21 protein-coding genes and 1 pseudogene are annotated in these 19396 nt (G+C 56.0%); 7 read left to right on the forward strand and 15 right to left on the reverse strand.

What is annotated here, in order from left to right; genetic code table 11:
• Nucleotides 1–1852, forward strand: a 1852-nt coding sequence (locus C9413_RS04580) for a hypothetical protein (RefSeq protein WP_170250224.1), incomplete at its 5' end; no start/stop codon positions are given.
• Between the two features lie 388 nt (nt 1853–2240).
• Here C9413_RS04580 and C9413_RS04585 read toward each other — a convergent pair.
• Both C9413_RS04585 and C9413_RS04590 read right to left on the reverse strand, forming a co-directional pair.
• Nucleotides 2241–3311: an IS3 family transposase gene (locus C9413_RS04585; protein WP_082046529.1), complete on the reverse strand. Its 1071-nt coding sequence runs from the start codon at nt 3309–3311 to the stop codon at nt 2241–2243.
• A 195-nt stretch (nt 3312–3506) separates the two neighbouring features.
• A complete protein-coding gene (locus C9413_RS04590) occupies nt 3507–3902 on the reverse strand; it encodes a hypothetical protein (RefSeq protein ID WP_039845214.1) in 396 nt (131 codons plus the stop codon).
• A 731-nt stretch (nt 3903–4633) separates the two neighbouring features.
• Between C9413_RS04590 and C9413_RS04595 the strand changes: the two genes are divergently transcribed.
• Nucleotides 4634–5719 carry an acyltransferase gene (locus tag C9413_RS04595; RefSeq protein WP_052451537.1) on the forward strand — a complete coding sequence of 362 codons (1086 nt, stop codon included), beginning with the start codon at nt 4634–4636 and terminating at the stop codon, nt 5717–5719.
• A 395-nt stretch (nt 5720–6114) separates the two neighbouring features.
• Here C9413_RS04595 and C9413_RS04600 read toward each other — a convergent pair whose 3' ends face one another.
• The 7 genes from C9413_RS04600 to C9413_RS04625 all read right to left on the reverse strand — a co-directional run bounded on the left by C9413_RS04600 (nt 6115) and on the right by C9413_RS04625 (nt 11981).
• The gene (locus C9413_RS04600) at nt 6115–7470 is read right to left on the reverse strand and encodes an adenylate/guanylate cyclase domain-containing protein (RefSeq protein WP_039845213.1); all 1356 of its coding nucleotides are present in this window, start codon (nt 7468–7470) and stop codon (nt 6115–6117) included.
• 140 nt (nt 7471–7610) lie between these two features.
• Nucleotides 7611–7895: a copper-binding protein gene (locus C9413_RS04605; RefSeq protein WP_039845212.1), complete on the reverse strand. Its 285-nt coding sequence runs from the start codon at nt 7893–7895 to the stop codon at nt 7611–7613.
• 27 nt (nt 7896–7922) lie between these two features.
• Nucleotides 7923–8402: a plastocyanin/azurin family copper-binding protein gene (locus tag C9413_RS04610; protein ID WP_039845211.1), complete on the reverse strand. Its 480-nt coding sequence runs from the start codon at nt 8400–8402 to the stop codon at nt 7923–7925.
• Between the two features lie 32 nt (nt 8403–8434).
• Entirely contained in the window at nt 8435–9781 is a 1347-nt protein-coding gene (locus C9413_RS04615; RefSeq protein WP_039845210.1) for a copper oxidase, read from the reverse strand.
• 14 nt (nt 9782–9795) lie between these two features.
• The gene (locus C9413_RS04620; RefSeq protein ID WP_039845209.1) at nt 9796–11262 is read right to left on the reverse strand and encodes a TolC family protein; all 1467 of its coding nucleotides are present in this window, start codon (nt 11260–11262) and stop codon (nt 9796–9798) included.
• A complete protein-coding gene (locus tag C9413_RS33065) occupies nt 11259–11486 on the reverse strand; it encodes a hypothetical protein (RefSeq protein ID WP_082046527.1) in 228 nt (75 codons plus the stop codon). The genes C9413_RS04620 and C9413_RS33065 overlap by 4 nt, the downstream gene beginning before the upstream one ends.
• A 93-nt stretch (nt 11487–11579) precedes the next feature.
• Nucleotides 11580–11981 carry a hypothetical protein gene (locus tag C9413_RS04625; RefSeq protein ID WP_170250225.1) on the reverse strand — a complete coding sequence of 134 codons (402 nt, stop codon included), beginning with the start codon at nt 11979–11981 and terminating at the stop codon, nt 11580–11582.
• A gap of 274 nt (nt 11982–12255) precedes the next feature.
• On the opposite strand from C9413_RS04625, the gene C9413_RS04630 reads away from it, so the two are divergent.
• Nucleotides 12256–12699 carry a YqaA family protein gene (locus tag C9413_RS04630; RefSeq protein ID WP_039845207.1) on the forward strand — a complete coding sequence of 148 codons (444 nt, stop codon included), beginning with the start codon at nt 12256–12258 and terminating at the stop codon, nt 12697–12699.
• 2 nt (nt 12700–12701) lie between these two features.
• Here C9413_RS04630 and C9413_RS04635 read toward each other — a convergent pair whose 3' ends face one another.
• Complete coding sequence (locus tag C9413_RS04635) at nt 12702–13196, reverse strand: cytochrome b/b6 domain-containing protein (protein ID WP_039845206.1); 495 nt, start codon at nt 13194–13196, stop codon at nt 12702–12704.
• A 522-nt stretch (nt 13197–13718) separates the two neighbouring features.
• On the opposite strand from C9413_RS04635, the gene C9413_RS04640 reads away from it, so the two are divergent.
• The 3 genes from C9413_RS04640 (at nt 13719) to C9413_RS04650 (ending at nt 15167) form a co-directional block, all read left to right on the forward strand.
• Nucleotides 13719–14153 carry a DUF305 domain-containing protein gene (locus tag C9413_RS04640; RefSeq protein ID WP_039845205.1) on the forward strand — a complete coding sequence of 145 codons (435 nt, stop codon included), beginning with the start codon at nt 13719–13721 and terminating at the stop codon, nt 14151–14153.
• A 14-nt stretch (nt 14154–14167) separates the two neighbouring features.
• Complete coding sequence (locus C9413_RS04645; protein WP_039845204.1) at nt 14168–14500, forward strand: four-helix bundle copper-binding protein; 333 nt, start codon at nt 14168–14170, stop codon at nt 14498–14500.
• A gap of 112 nt (nt 14501–14612) precedes the next feature.
• Complete coding sequence (locus tag C9413_RS04650; RefSeq protein ID WP_039845203.1) at nt 14613–15167, forward strand: cytochrome c; 555 nt, start codon at nt 14613–14615, stop codon at nt 15165–15167.
• A 223-nt stretch (nt 15168–15390) separates the two neighbouring features.
• On the opposite strand, the gene C9413_RS04655 is transcribed toward C9413_RS04650, so the two are convergent.
• Nucleotides 15391–16473 carry an acyltransferase gene (locus C9413_RS04655; protein ID WP_246703692.1) on the reverse strand — a complete coding sequence of 361 codons (1083 nt, stop codon included), beginning with the start codon at nt 16471–16473 and terminating at the stop codon, nt 15391–15393.
• A gap of 491 nt (nt 16474–16964) precedes the next feature.
• Between C9413_RS04655 and C9413_RS04660 the strand changes: the two are divergent.
• Nucleotides 16965–17404 (forward strand): annotated as a pseudogene (locus C9413_RS04660) (cytochrome c).
• Between the two features lie 102 nt (nt 17405–17506).
• Here C9413_RS04660 and C9413_RS33070 read toward each other — a convergent pair.
• The 4 genes from C9413_RS33070 to cueR form a co-directional block, all read right to left on the reverse strand.
• On the reverse strand, nt 17507–17734 hold the full coding sequence (locus C9413_RS33070) for a GDCCVxC domain-containing (seleno)protein (RefSeq protein WP_223844010.1): 228 nt from the start codon (nt 17732–17734) through the stop codon (nt 17507–17509).
• Nucleotides 17735–17765: 31 nt separating this feature from the next.
• Entirely contained in the window at nt 17766–18062 is a 297-nt protein-coding gene (locus tag C9413_RS04665) for a cation transporter (RefSeq protein ID WP_052451535.1), read from the reverse strand.
• A 12-nt stretch (nt 18063–18074) separates the two neighbouring features.
• Nucleotides 18075–18482 carry a mercuric transporter MerT family protein gene (locus C9413_RS04670; protein WP_223843937.1) on the reverse strand — a complete coding sequence of 136 codons (408 nt, stop codon included), beginning with the start codon at nt 18480–18482 and terminating at the stop codon, nt 18075–18077.
• A gap of 397 nt (nt 18483–18879) precedes the next feature.
• On the reverse strand, nt 18880–19344 hold the full coding sequence (gene cueR, locus C9413_RS04680) for a Cu(I)-responsive transcriptional regulator (RefSeq protein ID WP_039845201.1): 465 nt from the start codon (nt 19342–19344) through the stop codon (nt 18880–18882).
• Between the last annotated feature and the right edge of the window lie 52 nt (nt 19345–19396).

A 19396-nucleotide genomic window follows, 5' to 3' on the forward strand; every position in this document is an offset into this window, starting at 1 on the left:
CCCGGTCGCGTCGTCTGGCGCCGTTGCTGAGAGATGGCACAGTCTGGCTGGCCGCCGCATTGCGCTTCCGGTCGCGCCGCAAGTAGGCGAGGGCCTGCCCGATATATTTCTCAGGGCGACTGATCGCAACGGCGAGGAGTATCCGTCCGGATTGTGGCAAGCTGCGTTCGGCAGGAAAAAGGCATATTTCAGCCATAGAAATTTTGTCGACCTGGTCGAAGACGACGCGGCCTTCGCCGACTATCTCGGAGCGCCAGTAGGGGAGAGCGATATCGCACCTCTCCGGTACGTGAGACAAGGTCCTCGAACTGTAAGGTTCTTCGGCACTACGATTTTTGTCTCACAACTTGCACCGCACCGGCGGGTGTCACCGAGCTTTCTCGCGTCGAACGGATACCAAAAAGCAATCTGGTCACTCTTGCCGCTGACGTTCGATCCCGGGAACCACGAGCACCTGATGGATCACTGCCCGAATCCTGAATGCGGAGCAATGCTGACATTCAATCAAACGCTGGGACTCTACCATTGTCATTCCTGCCGCAATCCCGACACGGGTCGCGCAACAACAGACCTAAGGGACTTCCGGCAGCCGACCGTCGACTTGGCAACGTATGAAAACATAGACTTTGCGTGCTCCTTAGTCGACCCGGCGCTCGATCCAAAGCGCGATACGGTGAGAACCCTTCATCACGATCTGCGTTGCCTCGATAGGGGACAGGTTTTCGAATTTTCACTTTTGCTGGCACGTCTGGTCGATCGGCAGCGCGGAACGCTTTTGCAAGGAGCGGTCTCTCCAAAGGCGCTCGATGAAGCGGCCCTGGCGATCCGAAATTGGCCGACTAGCGTTATTGATTTGGCGGAGAGGGTTCAAGATACTTGGCGATTCCCGACGCTGACCATGGGACACGGTTCCGAGAACCCGGTCATCGCCGAGGTCTTCCATTCTCGCAACCTGTTTGGGATAAATTTTTTCCGTTTGGTGAAAGACCAGCTTCGATCAGGGTTGGCGGCTAGACGTCCGCCGCCAAAGTTGCCCGAGACGAAAGAGCAGCGTTTTCGCAGGCCGCGCGCGCGAACAGCCAAACAGGACGGCTTCAGGCTCAAAGATCAAGACGACAAGCTGCTCTTCGCCACAGTATTGTCCCGAAGTTCAAAAGCCGTCAGGTCGGACTTTAAGGCCAGCGGTCTTCCATTTCTTGACCTCGTCAGACTCTACGCAAACGGAGTTGTTCGACACCCAGACCCTAAGCTTTTCAAATTCCTAGTTGAGAACCCAGAGCACCTCGAGGACCTATCAACCCGCATTCATGACATCGCTAAACCGGACACGCCCGGGAGCGTTTCCCTCTACAAAGCGGTAACTGCAATTTCCGGAGGTTTCCTCGCATGGCCGACGGTCGTGGGCGAGGTGACGGAAGGAACGTTAAGGGTAACGATGTCTGATGGAAATCGACCTTTGATCCATCGTCTTCGAATTGAAGACGTCGAGCATTTACGGAAGATAGTCTCGCAGGCAGTCCGAGAGGACTGGATGAATGACGTGGTGCTTTCCAATTACGAGGCTGGTTTTTATATTGGCGTGTCGTGCAAAGAAGTTTCCACGCTAATTACCAGCAACCTGCTCCCTTTAAATGGCATAAAGTTTAGCGACGCTACCGCCTTTCGCGCACGGTACATCGGCGGCGCAGAGATCATGGCCATCCTCGCCATAAATCAACATCCACACTTATCGGTGGCTCAGGCTTTACGCGCTATTCGAGGCGTCGGCATTCTTCCCGTACATTATCACCCCTCGGTTCGTGACAGAGGGGTGATGAACGAGTACTTTAGCGGACTAGGGTATCAATGCTAAGGGCCATGAACTCGGGCCCAATGAGTGCCAGAGAATCGACATTTTTTGGTTGGGACTCTTAAAATCAATGGGTTGATCGAATCTCAGCTGCGTTGTGGCGACAGTAGTGTTGGCGGGCATTACTTTACTCTGTCGGAAATTATTTCGATCTTTCCGGAAAAAATATGGGGTTTAGAGTCAGAAAATTTCCGAGATCTAACAAAATCAATGGCTTAATTTTTTGTCGCTTTGTGACTTTCCAAAGCGTTAGAGCGGTCGTGATCTTCGGGTTCCTGACGGAAAATCGCTGCTTGAGCACCTAAATTACCCGCTGAGGAGCACATTCCTGACGAGGCACTCGCTGCGTTTCGTTCTGGCCCTTTGTAAGGTGTGACCTGCCACTGAACTTTCATCCAGCGGCGACTAGAGCCCCGGCGGTTTTGAATACGCCAACAGGCGCGGTTTGAGCAACCGGCGGAAACGCGAAGCTTTCATCTTGCGCAGCGTTGGAGCCGGTTGCGGCGATGGTCCCGGCAAAGTCTGCCGGGGTTTGGTATCCGAGCGATGAGTGCGGCCGAAAAGTAGTGTAATCGTCCGCCCATTCGGCAATGGCGCTTCGGGCATGATCGAGGCCGAAGAACAGGCTCTCGTTGAGCAACTCGTCGCGCATCCGACCGTTGAAACTCTCAACATAGCCGTTCTGCATCGGCTTTCCCGGCGCGATGTAGTGCCACTCGACCTTGTGATCCTTCGACCAGGCAAGGATGGCATTCGACGTTAGTTCGGTGCCGCGTCGTTCGATCTGCGTCGTCAGTTCTCGGGCGACACGTCGACCGGAGATGGATGTGTCCGGGATCGCCGCCAGGCATTCGCGCGTCACATCATCGACAATGTTGAGCACGCGGAAGCGTCTGCCGCAGGCAAACTGGTCATGCACGAAGTCCAGCGACCAGCGGGCATTGGCCTTCGCTTCAACCAGGATCGGCGCACGCGTGCCGACCGCACGCCGCCGGGCTTTCCGCTTGCGAACGGAAAGACCTTCCTCGCGATAGAGCCGGTAGATGCGATTGACGCCGGCCGGTTCTCCGTCCCGCCGAAGCAGGACGAACAGTCGCCGATATCCGAAACGCCTTCGCTCATTGGCAAGATCGCGCAGCTTCGCCCGCAATTCTACCTCCGGCGGTCGGCAGGACCGATATCGCACCATCTTCCGATCCGCAGATATAATCTGGCAGGCCCGCCGTTCCGAAAGACTCATGACGGTCTTCAGATGCGCGACGGCGTCGCGTTTATTCTCGTCCTCAAGCGCTTTCAGCCGCTTCGCCTCGGAGACTTCCATGCCGCCGTATTTGGCTTTCCAATTATAAAACGTTGCTTCTGAAATTCCGTGCTTGCGGCAGAGGTCGGCCACCTTCGCGCCAGCCTCCTGCTCCTTCAGCACCGAAATAATCTGCTCTTCCGTAAATCGCTGCTTCTTCATTCGTCCGTCCTTTAATAGGCCGAACTCTAATCCATTCTGGAGGAAATTCTCAGTGGCAGGTCAACGAAACTACCTGAGACGCTACAGACGGGCTACGCGGATAAAGAACTCAGAAAATCATTCAAGGCGGATTTCGAGAGACTTGGTTTTACGCGAGCCAATCATCGAGGCCGACCGAGTTCGCGGCTTCGCTCTTCAGGACTTTTGCCATCGCCGTTTCGGCTCCTGAGCCGCAAGCGCGATGGTGTTTTCGTCCCGCCCATCAATGTTAATGACGTGACGGGCGGCGAAGGGCAGTTCGATGCCGCTCCAGAATTCCTCGTTATCGTCGATGGCTTCAGGATCGTTGTCCAAGATACCGAAATAGCCACCTGGGATGCGTTCACGCACAAGCACCCACATGCGTTCCACCGCAACAGGCGCTTCCGGATCATCGACGCTGATACGGAAGATCAGCTTCGCCAAGTCGCCGGGCTGCAGCGCCTCGCGAGCTTCACGATCAGGAATCCAAAAAGTGTCGGGTGCGGCCCGATGGTATTCCTCCCCATCATCTAAGCACCAACCATCCACGTCGATATCAGGCTCTCGCATGGGAAAGAGCTACCGCGTCGGCCAAAAGTCTGCAATCCCGCGCGGGTGGCTTATCTTCGTTCAAGTTGATGGCCGAATTTATGAGAGGCAGGGCAGCTCGGAGTAGTACCTTTGGACGAGTTACAAGGAAGTCGAGGTTTCGCTATGCTCTTCTTTCTTGCTTGCAAAGCGCAAGAATGTGGAGTGTGACAAGGTGAAACGCGGCTTAGGAAAAAGGTTTTTGAGGCTGATCGTTGCAGTTGCTGCGCTCACTGTTTTCCTTCTGCCTCTATCCGGACGCCACCAGCTGGCGCATGAACTAAGCTCTATCAGTTCGTCCTTAATCCCCTTGGCAAGCCAGGTAGAGTATTCGGCTGACTGCAGTCGACATGTTTCACTAGCGGCGGCCGACGCCGCAACTGAGATACATTGCTCCGACCACACTCACGAAAAATTCTATCCAGCGCTTCAATCACATCGAGGCTCCGAAGCTCTCGCAGGTGCGCGTTTCCTAAAAGAGCCATCCCAGCAAGCAAAGCGGCTCGGCTATGGAATCGAACGGCCGCCCCGGTTCGAAATTGCGGTTTGAGGCGCGGGTAAGCAGCCTCTTTATCCACAAACATCCTTAGAACGACAGGAAAGTGGCTCGTCGAAAGCGAATTGCCATAGCTGGCAGATTGTCGACCTTTTGGCAGTTCGACGTGTGAAGGCCGTCGACGAACAGCGACTCTCCTCGAACACGGAGACGGACAATGAGCAATGCTAGGCTCAGCGTACCAGGGGAAATGATCTACTCGGTTCAATATCTCAGAGCGTTCGCCGCAACGGCAGTCGCTGTCTATCACATCGGTTTCATCTTCGGCTGGGAGTGGCGGCCGCTTGCGGCTGGCGTCGATTTGTTTTTCCTCGTCAGCGGCTTCATTATGTGGTCGGTTACCGCCGGAAAATCTATGGGGCCTGCCGAGTTTCTCGCACATCGAATTATCAAGATCGTCCCGCTCTACTCGCTCTTCACCATAATATTTGTCGTTGGCGCGACACTGTCCCCAGGGCCATTTGATGAGGCATCCTCGACTGTTTCTGAGGTTGCGAAATCGCTGTTGTTCATTCCGTATTCTGCCCGGAACGGAGCTGTAGAACCAGCACTTGCCGTGGGCTGGACGCTCAACTTCGAAATGTTCTTCTATCTCGTATTCGCGTTCGGGCTGCTGTTAAAGGAAAGACATCGCTTAACCTACCTCACGGTGACCTTGGGAAGTTTGATGTTGGCGCGGTTCCTCTCCAGCGAAGTCGCCGCCGTTAAAGTAATCGCGTCACCCTTGTTGTCGGAGTTTCTCGCAGGTATTTTCATCGCTGTCTGGTACGTTTCTGGTAAGGCGCTTCCAAAAACCATGGACACGCTTTTTATCGCGCTAGGCGTGGCTGGTATCGCGCTTTCGTTCTGGGTGGAGCCGCCCGAGGGTGGATTTCGGAGAGCCGTAATGTGGGGATTGCCTGCGGCGCTCTTATTGATTGGTGCACTCTCGTACGAGCGCAACGGAAGGCTGCGGAAGGTCGAATTTCTTTGTCACATCGGCAATGCCTCTTACGCGATCTACCTCTCGCATCTGATCACCATCGCCTTCTGCAAGTACATCTTTGAGAAAACTGGGTTTGAGGCTGGGAACGCACCGCTCGGCCAGCAGTTAAGCCTCTTCGCGGCCGTCTTTGTCGCCTGCATGGCTGTGGGAATGGCATGTTACCACGCACTCGACAAACCATCCCATCAATGGATGAAGCAATGGCTACGGCGTTATTGGGCACAACAGACTGCCAATGCGATGCCACTTCGATCATGAGGCGTTTGTGTAGCCGATAGCCGCATCTGTTCTCGGCCTGATCTCTGGGAATTGATAGCAGCACGGCCGTCGAAGTGATATGGTCTGTATTCGCATGAACCACGGGAGGGGTGAATGCGTTGGAATCTGATCGTATTTGTCGCCGGGCTGTCATTGGTTTCCAATGCGAAGGCAATGGAACCATTGATTTTTCATACGGCGCATTTCGACGACGACACCGTGGTCAGCCTTGGCCTTATAAGCAATCACACCGCAGAGCGAGCTGGATATGATTTCGACGTCCTCATTTCGCTTTCACAAGGCAATGCTGCGGGTGGCGGTTACAGCGACCCGGGAAAGCATCGAGCATTCGTGAAATGTGGCTATCCAGCCAAGGTATCCGTCCGAGGCATCGATTATCCGGTGCACATATCGGGGGCGGGAGGCGATAACTGGAAGGACGATCTATGGAAGGCGGTCTGCACGCCCCCCGTCTCGTAGTTTGTGTTCTCCTCGGCGGGAGTAAAGCCTGCTTCCCGGCGCAAATACCACACATCTATCGGGAGCCGACGTCCCGGCAGAACCACCGAACTCTGTGGTATCCAGAGCGCGGTCGGAACTGGCTCACGCAATTGCGCCATCAGCGCTGACGATACGACGAGCGGCGCATCGAATGATTTGGCCAGAGATTCCAGGCGCTGGGCGACGTTAACCGCATCACCGATCACGGTGAACTCGCTATGGCATCCGCTGTCCAGAACCCCGCCGACGACCGTGCCGTAGTGCAAGCCAATACCTGCGTTCAGGGCAGGGTAACCATTCCGCACACTGTGGTTCTTCCAATCGCTGAGCGCATCGACGAGATCGAGAGCGCATGCCAAGGCACGGTCTGCGTCGTCTTCTGTGGGGGAGGGTTGGCCGAACACCGCCATGACCCCGTCACCGATAAACTTATCGACGGTCCCGCCATGCTCAAAAATGGTGCCGGAAACAAGGTGCCGATATTCCCCCAGCACCCAGGCTAGCTCGCGTGCAGGCGCATTTTCGGCAAAGCTTGTGAAATTCCGCAGGTCAACGAACATGATCGCCGCGTTACGACGTTCCAGATCGATCGCCGAGCTGCCTTCCTCAAGGTCTGCGACCACGAGCGGCGAGAAGAATCGCGAAAGGTTGAGACGCCGCTCATCCGCTCGCAGCGCCTCCTTATGCGTCCGGTCGTGGTCCTTCGCGAGAAGATAAATTGCAAGGGCGGTGAAGCCAAAGCTGACCGTGAGGCCCAGGTCCTGATTAAAGAACGATCCGATCAACGACACCATGTCAGCCGAATGATGTCTCGCGGCGGTGATAGCCAGCATGGTCATCCAGGAAGCGAGGACGAGGCCAGAGAAGATAAGGACGAGCCGCCGATCCAGCTTGAGGCCTACATGGTTGAGCAGGATGAATGCCACCACCAAGCCGGTTGTCGTCAAATTGTGGTTTTCGGTAACCGGTCCGCCAAGGATGTGCGCATACAAAATTAAGACGACCAGCAAGGCGTCGAGTACGACAAAGAGCGTTTTCAGCCAAGAGCGATCAGGAAGGAATCGCGCTGTCGCGACGGATGCGATGCTGATGACGAGATAGCTGACGACGACGATTAAATGCGTCCTTTCGGCACCTTCGTTGCCGCCTAGCAAGAGGTTGGCGAGAAGAATGGCGAAGGCGACAAACCGCAGAAGGATCGAACGAATTTCTCGCGCGTAATTCCAATGAGCGCCGATTACAGATTTCATGGCGGTCGTTACCGGAAGGTATTCGATTGCGCCTGCGTGTTTTATAACGGACGCGCTCGTTGTCGAAGTTGATGTGGATAAGGTTACGCGGCCGCCAACGACGGCCGCGTATAAAGTCGCCTCAGCGACGGCGGGCTGGCTCACTTCACCTGAGTGACAGTGATTTTGCCGTTCACGCGCTCGGCAACGAATTCGATATTCGAGCCTTCCTTCAGCTTTTCCAGCAGAGCCGGGTCTTCGACGCGGAAAACCATGGTCATCGCGGGCATGTCGAGGCCCTTGAGGTCTTCATGCTTGATGGTGACCTTCTTTGCTTTGGTGTCGACCTTGTTGACGACGCCCTTGGTGAATTCCTGGGCGAAAGCTCCAAATGCTGTGCTGAGCGAGAGCAAGGCAGCAACGGCAAGTTTCATTGCGGTTTTCATTTCTGTAACTCCTTAGGTTCAATTACTTTACTTCCCGCCGACGGTGACGTCGCCGTGCATGCCAGCCTCGTAGTGACCGGGGATCAGGCAGGCGAACTTGAACTGGCCGTCGGTGGTGAACTTCCAGATGATCTCGCCGGATTGACCGGCCGGAAGTCGGATCGAATTCGGATCGTCATGTTCCATCTCCGGGAACTTTTCCATGACCGCTTTATGCTCAAGAATCTTGTCTTCCTGATCGAGCACGAACTCGTGGTCGACTGTTCCGGCATTCTTGATCGCGATCTTGACCGTCTGCCCCTTGCGGACGTTGAAGACGGCGGGGGTGAACAGCATCTTCCCGTCGTCGGTTTCTTTCATCGTGACGCGGATCGTCTGTGTCGCCTTGGCTTTATCACCAGGTTCGCCAATGGCCATTTTTTCACCGTGACCGCCAGCGTGATTGCCGGTAGCCAAGGCTGGGGTTGCGAGGGCGACGAGCGCCAGTGCCAATACATAGTTCTTCATGCGTAAATCCTTTTGATGTGGAAGATTGAGCCTCAGCCATTTGTCGGCTTCGGGGTGATTTGTGTCTTCGCGTCTTTGGCCTTGGTCGCGTCCGGCAGTTCGCCGGTCCATTCCCAAGCCTGGGTCCCGGGCGGATTCTCGTACCAACCCGGATCGGAGTAATCGCCCGCCGAGATGCCCTCGCGGACCTTCACGACCGAGAACATGCCGCCCATCTCGATGGGGCCATGCGGCCCCCAGCCGGTCATCATCGGAATGGTGTTCTCGGGGATAGGCATTTCCATTTCGCCCATATCGGCCATGCCCTTGGTGCCCATGGGCATGTATTCCGGCTGCAGCTTCTTGATCTTCTCGGCGACCTTCGACTTGTCGGCCCCGATGAATGTCGGGATGTCATGTCCCATCGCGTTCATCGTATGGTGCGACTTGTGGCAATGGATCGCCCAGTCGCCGAGATACTTGGCGTCGAACTCGTAAGCCCGCATCGCGCCAACCGGGATGTCGATGCTGACCTCCGGCCACCGCGCTTCGGGCCGCACCCATCCGCCGTCGGTGCACGTCACCTCGAAGTCGTAGCCATGCATGTGGATTGGATGGTTCGTCATCGTCAGATTGCCGACGCGGACGCGGACGCGGTCGTTCTTGGAAACGACCAGCGGGCTGATGTCCGGGAAGACGCGGCTGTTCCAGCACCACATGTTGAAGTCGGTCATCTCCATGATGCGCGGCACGTAGGAGCCAGGATCGATGTCGTAGGCGTTGAGCAGGAAGACGAAGTCCCGGTCGACCGGCATGAACATCGGGTCTTTGGGGTGGATGATGAACATGCCCATCATGCCCATCGCCATCTGCACCATCTCGTCGGAATGCGGGTGGTACATGAAGGTGCCCGACTTCACGAGGTCGAACTCGTAAACGAAGGTCTTGCCGACAGGGATATGCGGCTGCGTCAATCCGCCGACGCCATCCATGCCGGACGGCAAGATCATGCCATGCCAGTGGATCGTCGTGTGCTCCGGCAGTTTGTTCGTCACGAAGATTCGGACGCGATCTCCCTCGACCGCCTCGATGGTCGGACCCGGAGATTGGCCGTTGTAGCCCCAGAGATAGGCCGTCATGCCGTCGGCCATCTCGCGTTCGACGGGCTCGGCGATGAGATGGAACTCCTTGACGCCGTTGTTCATCCGATGGGGCAGGGTCCAGCCATTCAGCGTAACCACTGGCTGGTAATCTGGTCCCGACGTTGGTTGGAGCGGTGGCTGCATGTCCGCCGATTCCATCGTTGGTGCGTCCGGCAAGCCCATTGCCGACGTCTTAGTCCAGGCGGCCGTCGAAAGCAGAGCGGCGCTGGCTCCAATGATCTGTCTTCTATTGAACATAGCGATTTCCTTTCTCAATGGCCGCCGCCGCCGCTGCTCTCGGAAGTAGAGGCAACTTCCGTCTCTGCTGACGCAGCCGAAGCGCCGCCGCCGTAGATGGCTGGCGCGAGGTTGGCCTCCGCCAGCCAGAAGTCGCGCTTGGCGTTTACGGAGAGCAGGATGGAATTGATCTTGTCGCGCGTGTCGGTGAGCAGCTCGAACGTGTTGGTGATCATGCCGTTGTAGGTCAGCAGAGACTCCTCTTCGACCTTGGTGCGCAGCGGCACGACGCTGTTGCGGTAGTGCCGGGCGATATCGAAGTTCGACCGGTACGCCTCGTAGGCAGATCGCGACTCCGACCGGACATTGATTGCCTTCTCGGCGAGCTGGTTCGCTGCCCGCATGTAAGCCAACTCGGCTTTCCTCATGCGAGCCTTGCCGGTGTCGAAGATCGGGATCGCGAATTCCAGCTCGGCAAATCCAGTCGTGTCGACCTTCTTGTCGCCGTCCTCGATTTCGCGCTCCGTTTCAAGCCCGGTCAGGATTTCCAGATCGGTCACATGGCGTGTCGCCTCGGTCAGCCCATAGGAGCGAGCGGTTGCCTCCAACTCAAGTTTGGCGACTTGCAGATCGATGCGGTTGCGAAGTGCCTCCGCCTCAATGGTATCGCGCTTCGCGACAGCCTTTGGCAGGGACGGCAGGCTATTCGGGACTTGATAGTCGAGGTCTGAGCCCCACAGCCCCATAAGGCGCGTAAGCTCTTCCTTTGTCAGCCGGGCCGCGAGACGTGCTTTTGCGGTTTCGCCCGCAAGCTCGGCTACGAACACATGCTCGCGAGCTTGAGCGCCTTTGGTCATTGCGCCGGTTTCACCCAGCTTCTGCGCCAGCTCGGAGGCTGCGTCCGCAGTCGCTTGGGCGCGTTGTAACTGGCCCACATTCTCCCAGGCAGCAACGGCGTTGATCCAGGCGCGACGGGTGTCGGCGGCAAGCTGAAGCGTACGCGACGCAGCGTTCAACTGTGCTTGCCGGAACCGCGTGTCAGCGATTTCGATGTCACGTTTCTTTGTGGCAAGCGCCAGAATGTTGGTGACGATTGCCCCTTCGACTGTCTTGAAGGCTTCCAGCCCGGGCGTCCCGATGCCGGTCAAGCCAACGGCTACAGTCGGATTCAGGAACATTGTCGTTTGCCAGGCGTCAGCCGCGCTGTCGCCAAGGTCGGCATACGCCGCCTGGAGGCCCTTGTTATTCAGTAATGCGATCTGTACGGCGGTCTCGACGTCGAGTGACTTCTTGCGAGCCAGGAGCGTCTTGACCTGAGCAGATGCTGCCTGCGCCTGCTGCTGATTTTGCACCCAGGCGGTTCGTTTAGAGGCGATGGCAGCAGTCTTGTTGGAGACGGTGTTGAAACCGGCTTCCTTCTTTGCATATTCCGCGCTGCTGACGCAGCCTGCTAGGACAAATGGAATAACTGCGATGGCCGCGAGCGTTTTCGTCGGGGTCATGACGGGTCTCCTTCAGCAGGAGACTGCGACTGGTTCTGTTGCCGCCATGGCTTCGGATCAACCGGCTGGCGATTGACATAGCCGGAAATCGGGCTGCGATACCGTACTGGATTGGCGCTGGACAAAAGCTGAGCGTCGGGTGTGTCAACGTCAGGAGGAACTGTGGCTGCGCATCCGCTTACGATGAGCGGCAATGCGACCACCAATATAATAGAAGGTCTCATGAATTTTTCCGAAATATGAGTGCAGTCCGGCTTGTCTCAGACGCGATCCGAGACAAGCCGAGGTTCATCCGCGCACGCGGATGGACTCGCTATTCAGATATTCGGGGGGCGGTGAAGGGGAGGCAGCTCGCCAAAGGTTTGCTGATCGTCAACGAACTGCCGAATTGAGGTCACAACGGGTCCGCCAACGTCATGACTGTTGCAAATGATGCCAATGCCCGCGCAAAAGTCGCTGCAGCAATCCTTCTTCACCGACTTGGTGCCGTCGTTGTCACCAGCAGCATGATCGTGGGAGTGACCGTGTCCAGACATTTGGACTTCGTCATGGTCGCCGTGCTGCATAACCTGCGAAGCGGCTTGCTCGAATTCAGGAAATGCCGTGCCGTGCATGGCCGCGTTCGCATTGGACAAGCTGTAGCCTGCCAGCGATACGATGATCGCCAGCCGCACAATCAAGAGCAGTTTGCTCAGTGCGATTCGATACATTTTGCCCATGCTCCGTCGACTACTATCACAGCAGCCGACTTTCAATTGCGACGAATAGCTGCCAAAGATTCGCGTCGTTTCTGTGACGGCGGTCCTGCAAGCTAGAGGAACATGGAGCCTCCCAAGGTTGGAAGGTCAAGGCGAAATGACGTCCTTCGGCGACCATTCCGCTCCGTTTATTTCTCGCCCTCAAGTATCGGTTAATATGCCGAATACGTTTAGAAATGCTGTGTAGGGGACAAACAGGCTTTCCGAGAGAGCAGGATTACGAGTAACGGAATCAATGTTTTCTGACATTTCCGCGTATGCGAGCCTTTTCCTGGTCGCTCTCGGGGCTGCCACCATTCTTCCGATGCAATCGGAACCCGTGCTCGTTGGTTTGGTGCTCAGCGGAAAATTCTCCTGGATTCTGCTTCTTACGGTGGCGAGCGTTGGAAATACACTAGGCAGCGTTGTCAACTGGTTCCTCGGGCGAGGTATCGAGCGCTTTCGTGATCGACGCTGGTTCCCCGTAAGCGAGAAATCGCTCGAACGTTCGTCCCGGTGGTACCACAAATACGGAAGATGGTCGCTCTTGCTATCCTGGATGCCGCTGTTCGGAGACGCCCTGACCATCGTAGCGGGCGTATTGCGCGAGCCGCTTTTGACGTTCACGATCCTGGTATTCATCGCTAAGACAGGGCGCTACGTCGTCCTGACATTGGCCACTCTGAAATTGATGTCGTAACCTCAAGAAAGTGTGCGTCTGGGAAAGATCATCCGGTCGACAGTTTCGTCGCGCCAAAAAAATGTGTGCCACGCCGCCGCAGCGATATGCAGCGCCAATAGCGCCAGAATGACGCGCGAGCCCAGGACATGAACCGGTGCGATCCCGAACCATAAGTAGCTTGCGACGAAGCCCATGGCCGCTTGAGCGATAATCGCAGCGTAGAATGCAAAGTGCATCGCGCGTGCAAGCCGATCCGCCGGGCTTTTCGCTGGATGCTTCAAGGCGCTGCGATGAATGACCCGGAGACTTAACCGGGAAACCATGAGCGCCCCGATAGCAATCCCGGCGTAGTTATGAACGTGATGCTGGATCACGTCCCATGGGTCTGGGGACAGGCCCATGTGAACCGCGTGATGCGTCCGCTCGATGCTTCTGCCTGTCCAATACTGGATGGGTATCAGCACGGCCACAGCCCAATGGAGCACAATCTGCGAAAGCGAGTAGCGCGGCGTCATCTCAATCCCTCAATGCCACCAGTCGTATCGCACGTCCCTTGAACTTCGGTTAAGGCATTTCCGGGCCGTTGCCTTCTCGCTCGGCCGATCCAATTCAGAGGGTAGCGGAACATCTTTCTACCGCGAGAGTTCTCCGGCGGAAGGGAATCTCGACGTATGGTCAGCTGGAGTAAAATCTGCCGTCTAGCCGTCATACTGCTGGTGGCGTTGACCTTGGTCAACATTCCGGGCGGCCTCGCCAATGCAGGTGATGAAGGCTGCATTTCTCTGCGTGTGCCTGCGGGTCACTCGCAAGGTCATCAGCTGGATCGTCTCCCGGGACTGTGCTGCGTGAGCATGCATTGTTGTCCGATCATGCCCACACTTCCAACCGCCGCGCAGCCACTTTCGGAGCCGCTCGTCGTTCGACCGTCGGTTGCCACCTCCAGTCCGCTTCTCCTGATCAGGCCGATTGATCCGCCGCCGAAGGCTACCGGCGTCTGAAGGTCTTCAAGCATCAACTGATCTCAAAAGGAGAATCCAATGAACGTTTTCGTGAAAACTTCGCTCGCCATTGTCGGCGCAACTGCTCTGCTGTCGCTGGCTCCGCTTGTGGTATCGGCCCAGGAGATGACTTATCCCGAAAAGTGCAAAACTGAAGGAATGGACATGTCGAAGATGGGCATGTCGTCGGGCGGCGACATGCCTATGGGCGAGATGACCGACTACCAGAAGGCATCGATGGACGGAATGAAGTCCATGCACATGAACATGATGCAGGGAATGATGAAGAAGGATGCCGACGTCTCCTTCATCTGCGGAATGATCGCCCATCACATGGGTGCGATCAGCATGTCTGAGGTCGAGCTGAAGTACGGCGACAACAAGGAAGCCAAGGAGATGGCTCAGATGGTCATCGATGCTCAGAAGAAAGAGATCGTCGACATGACCAAGTGGCTCGACAAGGAAGCCAAGTAACAGGAGACCCGACCATGCATAACGTATCTTCCGAGATGAAGGAGTGCATCGACAACTGCCTCGCCTGTTATCAGGAATGTCTGTCGATGGCGATGACACACTGCCTGGCAATGGGCGGTGAGCATACGAAGCCAGATCACTTTCGACTGATGATGGCCTGCGCTGAAATCTGCAGGACGTCGGCGCATTTCATGCTGGTCGGCACAGAGCACCACAAGCACACCTGCCGAGAATGCGCAGAAATCTGCAGGCAGTGTGCGGCTGATTGTGAACGCGTCGGCGATATGGACAGCTGTGTCGGTGCGTGCCGTCGTTGCGCTGAAAGCTGCGAGAAAATGGCGGCTTAAATGCTGCGTTAAGGGGAGGCGGCTGCCGCCTCCTCTTGCAAAATCATAATGTTACCAAATTGCAAATAGCCTATCTCGCGCATCCATTCTCTTGGGCGAACAGGTGATCGTTATGAGACAGTCGCAGGAGAGGCTTTTTATAGGTCTCCTTCTAGTCATTGGGTTGAGCTCCTTAGCGGAGCCAAGCTTCTCGGGAAGTGACCTGGTCCCGCTGCGAAAGCAGGATATGAAAGACATCTCGGCGGCGGCTAAGGCGATCTCCGACATGTTTCTCGATCCGACTACTTATGACGCACAAGCTTTTGGTAACGCTGCCCAAACGATCAGCGCCAAGTCTGGAAAGACCATCATCGAGCACTTCAATTTCGAAGTACCGGCGGCGGGGTCCGACGCCAAAGCAGATATCCTTGAGGAAAGGGATCACTTTGCCCGACTTGCCGACGATCTTAAGGCATACGCCGATGCATTGGGAGCGGCGGCGCAGAAAAATTTCGGCGAGATGACTAGCGACATGCGGATGAAGCCTGGAGAGCCGATGAGCGGCGGCCCTTTCGGCACGGACGTCTCGGCTAAAAGGCTTGGCTCGATCCCCGCAGAACACTCGTTCCACCTGATGCTCCAGACGTGCAAAGTATGTCATGCTCGATTTCGGGAGAAGCATCAGTAGTCGAAGGTTTCCGTCTGCTGAGGGTATTTAAGGGGCTTTTCTCGCACTTCGGTTGCAGCAGGATTCGTTCGTGGATTGCTGTCACCCAAGTTGATAAGATGATGCCAACGCGCGACAGGAGCGACGATTTACCTCTGCCCAACTTTGGAGCTGTTGCAGAAGTCCATCGCGAGAAACTGACTTTTGCCAGCTTCGAGTTGTGATCGAAGCTGGCAAGTTCAGGTCATTTGCTCGGAGAGAGAACCCGATCCCGAAGGAGAAGGAACGTCCTCTCGACACAGAACCACAGCACAACTGCTGCAGCGAAGCTGGTGACAAGATAGACCACGAAGCCGGAGCCGCCCTGGAGGTTCGCTTCCCCAAAGATGAGCCTGTCGATATGAAAGGCCGATTTGTGGGTCAGATACAGGCTATATGACAAGGTGGCGACGACCATGGCACCCGGAACCGGCCATCGTTTGAGAACATGCTCCAGGTCGAGCATAGCGCCGAGAATGAGAGCGATACCGATTGAAATGAGCGGGAATCCGGCAACCGAACCAAGCTGCGCCTGAAAGACGAGAAAGAGGTTTGTTCCGGCAAGTGGCCCTCGAATCGAAAACAGCACAAGAGCGGCCGCGACGAGGCCGACGCCTATCGGCAGGGCCACACGCGCAGGCGCGTAACGCTTGCAGAGTTCCGGTTTGAAAAATCTCGCAGCAGCAAGGATCACACCGAACATCAGGCCATCTAGGCGGGTGTATGTCGGGTAGTATACGTCCCGGAGATAGACGGCGAAAGCATCTCTCAGCTTGTCGGCGTCGACGAGGACTCCGATCTGGTTCTCCCAGATCGTGTACCGAAGGATCATTCCCGCAATCACCATTGCCGCAGCGATCAGAAGCGTCCAGCGCATGCTGATCCGGCGATGCAGGAGCAATACGAGGAGCGGCAGGACCAGATAGAAATGCTCCTCGACACAAAGCGACCATGCCTGCGTAAAGGCACGGCCTACGCGCGGATCGAAGTTGAAGTTCACAGTGAAGGTCGCAAAGCTCCAGATCGATTGCATCGTCGGGGCGTCGCGGAGAATGGGAAAAATTGCGTAGAGGCCGAGAACAATAAAAAACGCCGGAAAAATACGGAAGGCGCGACGGAGATAGAAGGACTTTAAATCCACGCCTCCTGTCCGTGAAATCTCTTTGAAGAGTTGGGTTCCGATCAGAAATCCGCTCAGAACGAAGAAAATATCCACTCCCACCCATGCATAATTGCGGACGCCGACGAGCATCGACGGTGTCGCCTCGATAGGGAGGTGCACGAGCATGACGAGAAGGATCGCCAATGATCGGAGAACATCGGGACCAACCGCCCTGGATTGCACCCTTTCGGCTGTATGAGAAGAGAGACTTCGCGCTGAAGGAAAATATGCAGAATCTGAATAGACAATAGTCATTGCGACGATCCGTGACTGTCTCTGAAAAGGTTGGGGCACGCCAAAGGGACGCGTTGGTGCAACCTAAACTTTCTTTTTTCAGGCCGAAACGAGCAGATTTAGATCGATAAAATTAGCCTAAATTTTTCGTAAATTTGGGTGTTTGAAGATACATCGATTTGCATTTTTGTTAGGAGCTGGGCACTTTGCCCTCCCTTTCGACTTCTAAATCCATGGCAGGAGCCTGCTGGACACGACTGGTTGGTGGAAAGAATGAAGAGTTTGAAATGAAGCCCAACTTTTTTCTCTATGCGGTTATCTGTTGCTTTGCGCTTGCGTCGGCGGTCGTTGCTGCTGGCGATATCGTTGCGAGGCAATCCGATATGAAAGCGATTGCCGCCGCCACGAAGTCCATCGCCGGAATGTTTAAGGTACCAGCCACATACTCCCCAGGCGAGTTCAAGTGGGCCGCCGACACCATTCGGGACAAATCCGGGGAGGGGCTGATCGCCCATTTTGCGGCCGAAGCCGCCGATCCAAAGTCGAAGGCAAACCAAATATCGTCGAAGAGCGCGAGCGGTTTGATCGTCTGGCGAACGATCTGAAGGCATACGCGACCGCACTAGACGCAGCCGCCGACAAAAATCCTGCGGCGATCACGGAGAGCATGCGCATGAAACCAGGAGAGCCGATGGGCGGTGGGCCGCTGGGAACGCATGTTCAAAACGAAGCGCAATTGTCAGCGATCCCAGCCGAGCATGCATTTCACCTTATGGTGCAAGCCTGTACGACCTGCCACACCAAGTTCCGTATGTCGGATTGACAGCACAAATATTGACGCGACTCCTTAGGAGTGGGGATGACGCTTCGTATGCCGAGTAGCCTGTTCTAAGGCTTGACCGCTTCGGGTGCAGTGAGAATTTGGTTACGCAATGGGGCTGCAGTTGTCTGGTGTTTCGTACTCTCGCATCTGCTGTATCGGCGGACAGGGAACGGAACCGTAAGAGCAGAAAATGCAGCAATCGCCGTCCTTCGGTCGCAATATCGCTCCACAACCTCTGCAGTCATAGAAATACTGACACGCATCTGTCGGCATGATTTCCGTTGCCTGCTGTCTGCAGTGCGGACATGTCAGCGTTGAGCGTAGTTGCACCATAGATTCTCCTTTTGCTTACAAATTCTGATCAGCGCTGGGTGACCTGCACCTGCGTAGGAAAGCCTGCATTCGTGACCGCCGCTGCCAGCGCCTCCTGCGTCACCTGCTCGTCGTCAAAGCTAACGGTCGCTGTCGCCGTGCCGTCCTGTTCAACTAATGCGGCCTGGCGCACTCCCGGCATTCGCGACAGAGTTCGCTTTACAATCGGCGCACAAACGGCACAGCTCACGTTTTCGACATCAAGCGTCGCGGTGCGCTCGCCAGCCACAGCGCGACCCGACACTAGGGCAGAGACGATCAAAATGGTCCGAAGAAGAGTGTTCATGTCAGTGCTCGATCAGGTTTCGAGGAAAAAACGAGCAAGGTAGGGAAACGCCACAGCCACGGTGACCAGCACCGCCGCCACCCAAAGGGAAAATTTGGTTAGGTGCGACGAACGCGGGTGCGTGCAAGAGGTGCCGTTCGCACATGACGCCTTTTGTGGGAAGTAGACGCGCAAAAAACCCACAGCGAGGCAGCCAATAGCAGCCGTGACAAAGAGAGGCTGATAGGGGGCAAAGGCGGTCAGATTGCCTATCCAAGCGCCGCTTATGCCGAGCGCGAGTAGCGCAAGTGGTACGACACAACATGAGGACGCGCCAAGTGCGGCGATGATGCCACCAGCCGCCAGGAGGCCATTGATTGATTGTCTGGTCTCCTTTTTGGGTTGGTCATCGGCCTCGCCAATCTTCATTCGCGCTGTCATGCACATACTCCTCATTTCGTCGGATGTGCTATTGTGCTTCCTGTAGCGACTACAGAAGCAAGGGATTTTTTTATGAGTGTTGTCACGTCCTTGAGAACCGGGACGTTTCCCATCGGAGAACTATCGCGTCTGTCGAGCGTAAACATCGAAACTATTCAGCTGCGGCGAGGTGAAGACGGTTGCGCTCACGCATCTCACGGACATTCGCCAGAAGATTGCCGATCTGCGCCGAATGGAACAGACGCTCGCCAGCACGGTGGAGCTTTGCGAATTCGGAGATGCGATGTACTGTCCAATTTTGAGCGTTCTCAGTGAATGAAGCCGCTAACGCTGGCGGACGACATTTGCCGATCAACCAAATCGCACATGTTGCGGCTCTGAAGCCTTCGGACACTGATCAGCGCGAGGGCAGCTCAGTCCGCAGACCATTCACACCAAACCGGGCATTGATACCTGGCAGGTCATCATCGCTAGCCGAGTTCGCGAACTCCTCGATGATTGGGCAATCCGGCCGCTCGTCGCCATGGCAATGGTTGGCGAGGTGCTTCAACGTTTGCGTCATTGCCTGGATCGCAGCTGCCTTCCGCTCAAGTTCGGCGATGTGCTCCAGCGCAATACTTTTGACGTCGGCGCTCGCGCGTGAACGGTCTCGCCATAGCGCGAGCAAGGTTTTCATCTGTTCAACCGAAAACCCGAGATCGCGTGCTCGGCGAATGAAGCGGAGCGTATGAATGTCGTTCTCACAGTAGGTCCGGTAACTCGATTCCGTACGATGCGCTGGCGTGATCAGCTTTATCTGCTCGTAGTAGCGGATCATTTTCGCCGACACGCCGCTGGCTTTGGCTGCTTGTCCGATGTTCATCGTTTTTTCCTATCATTGCGAGGGAGCTGCACCGGGAATCCGCGATGCAGCT

It is taken from the genome of Rhizobium sp. SEMIA 4085, assembly GCF_013004495.1.
GTDB lineage: Bacteria > Pseudomonadota > Alphaproteobacteria > Rhizobiales > Rhizobiaceae > Rhizobium > Rhizobium gallicum.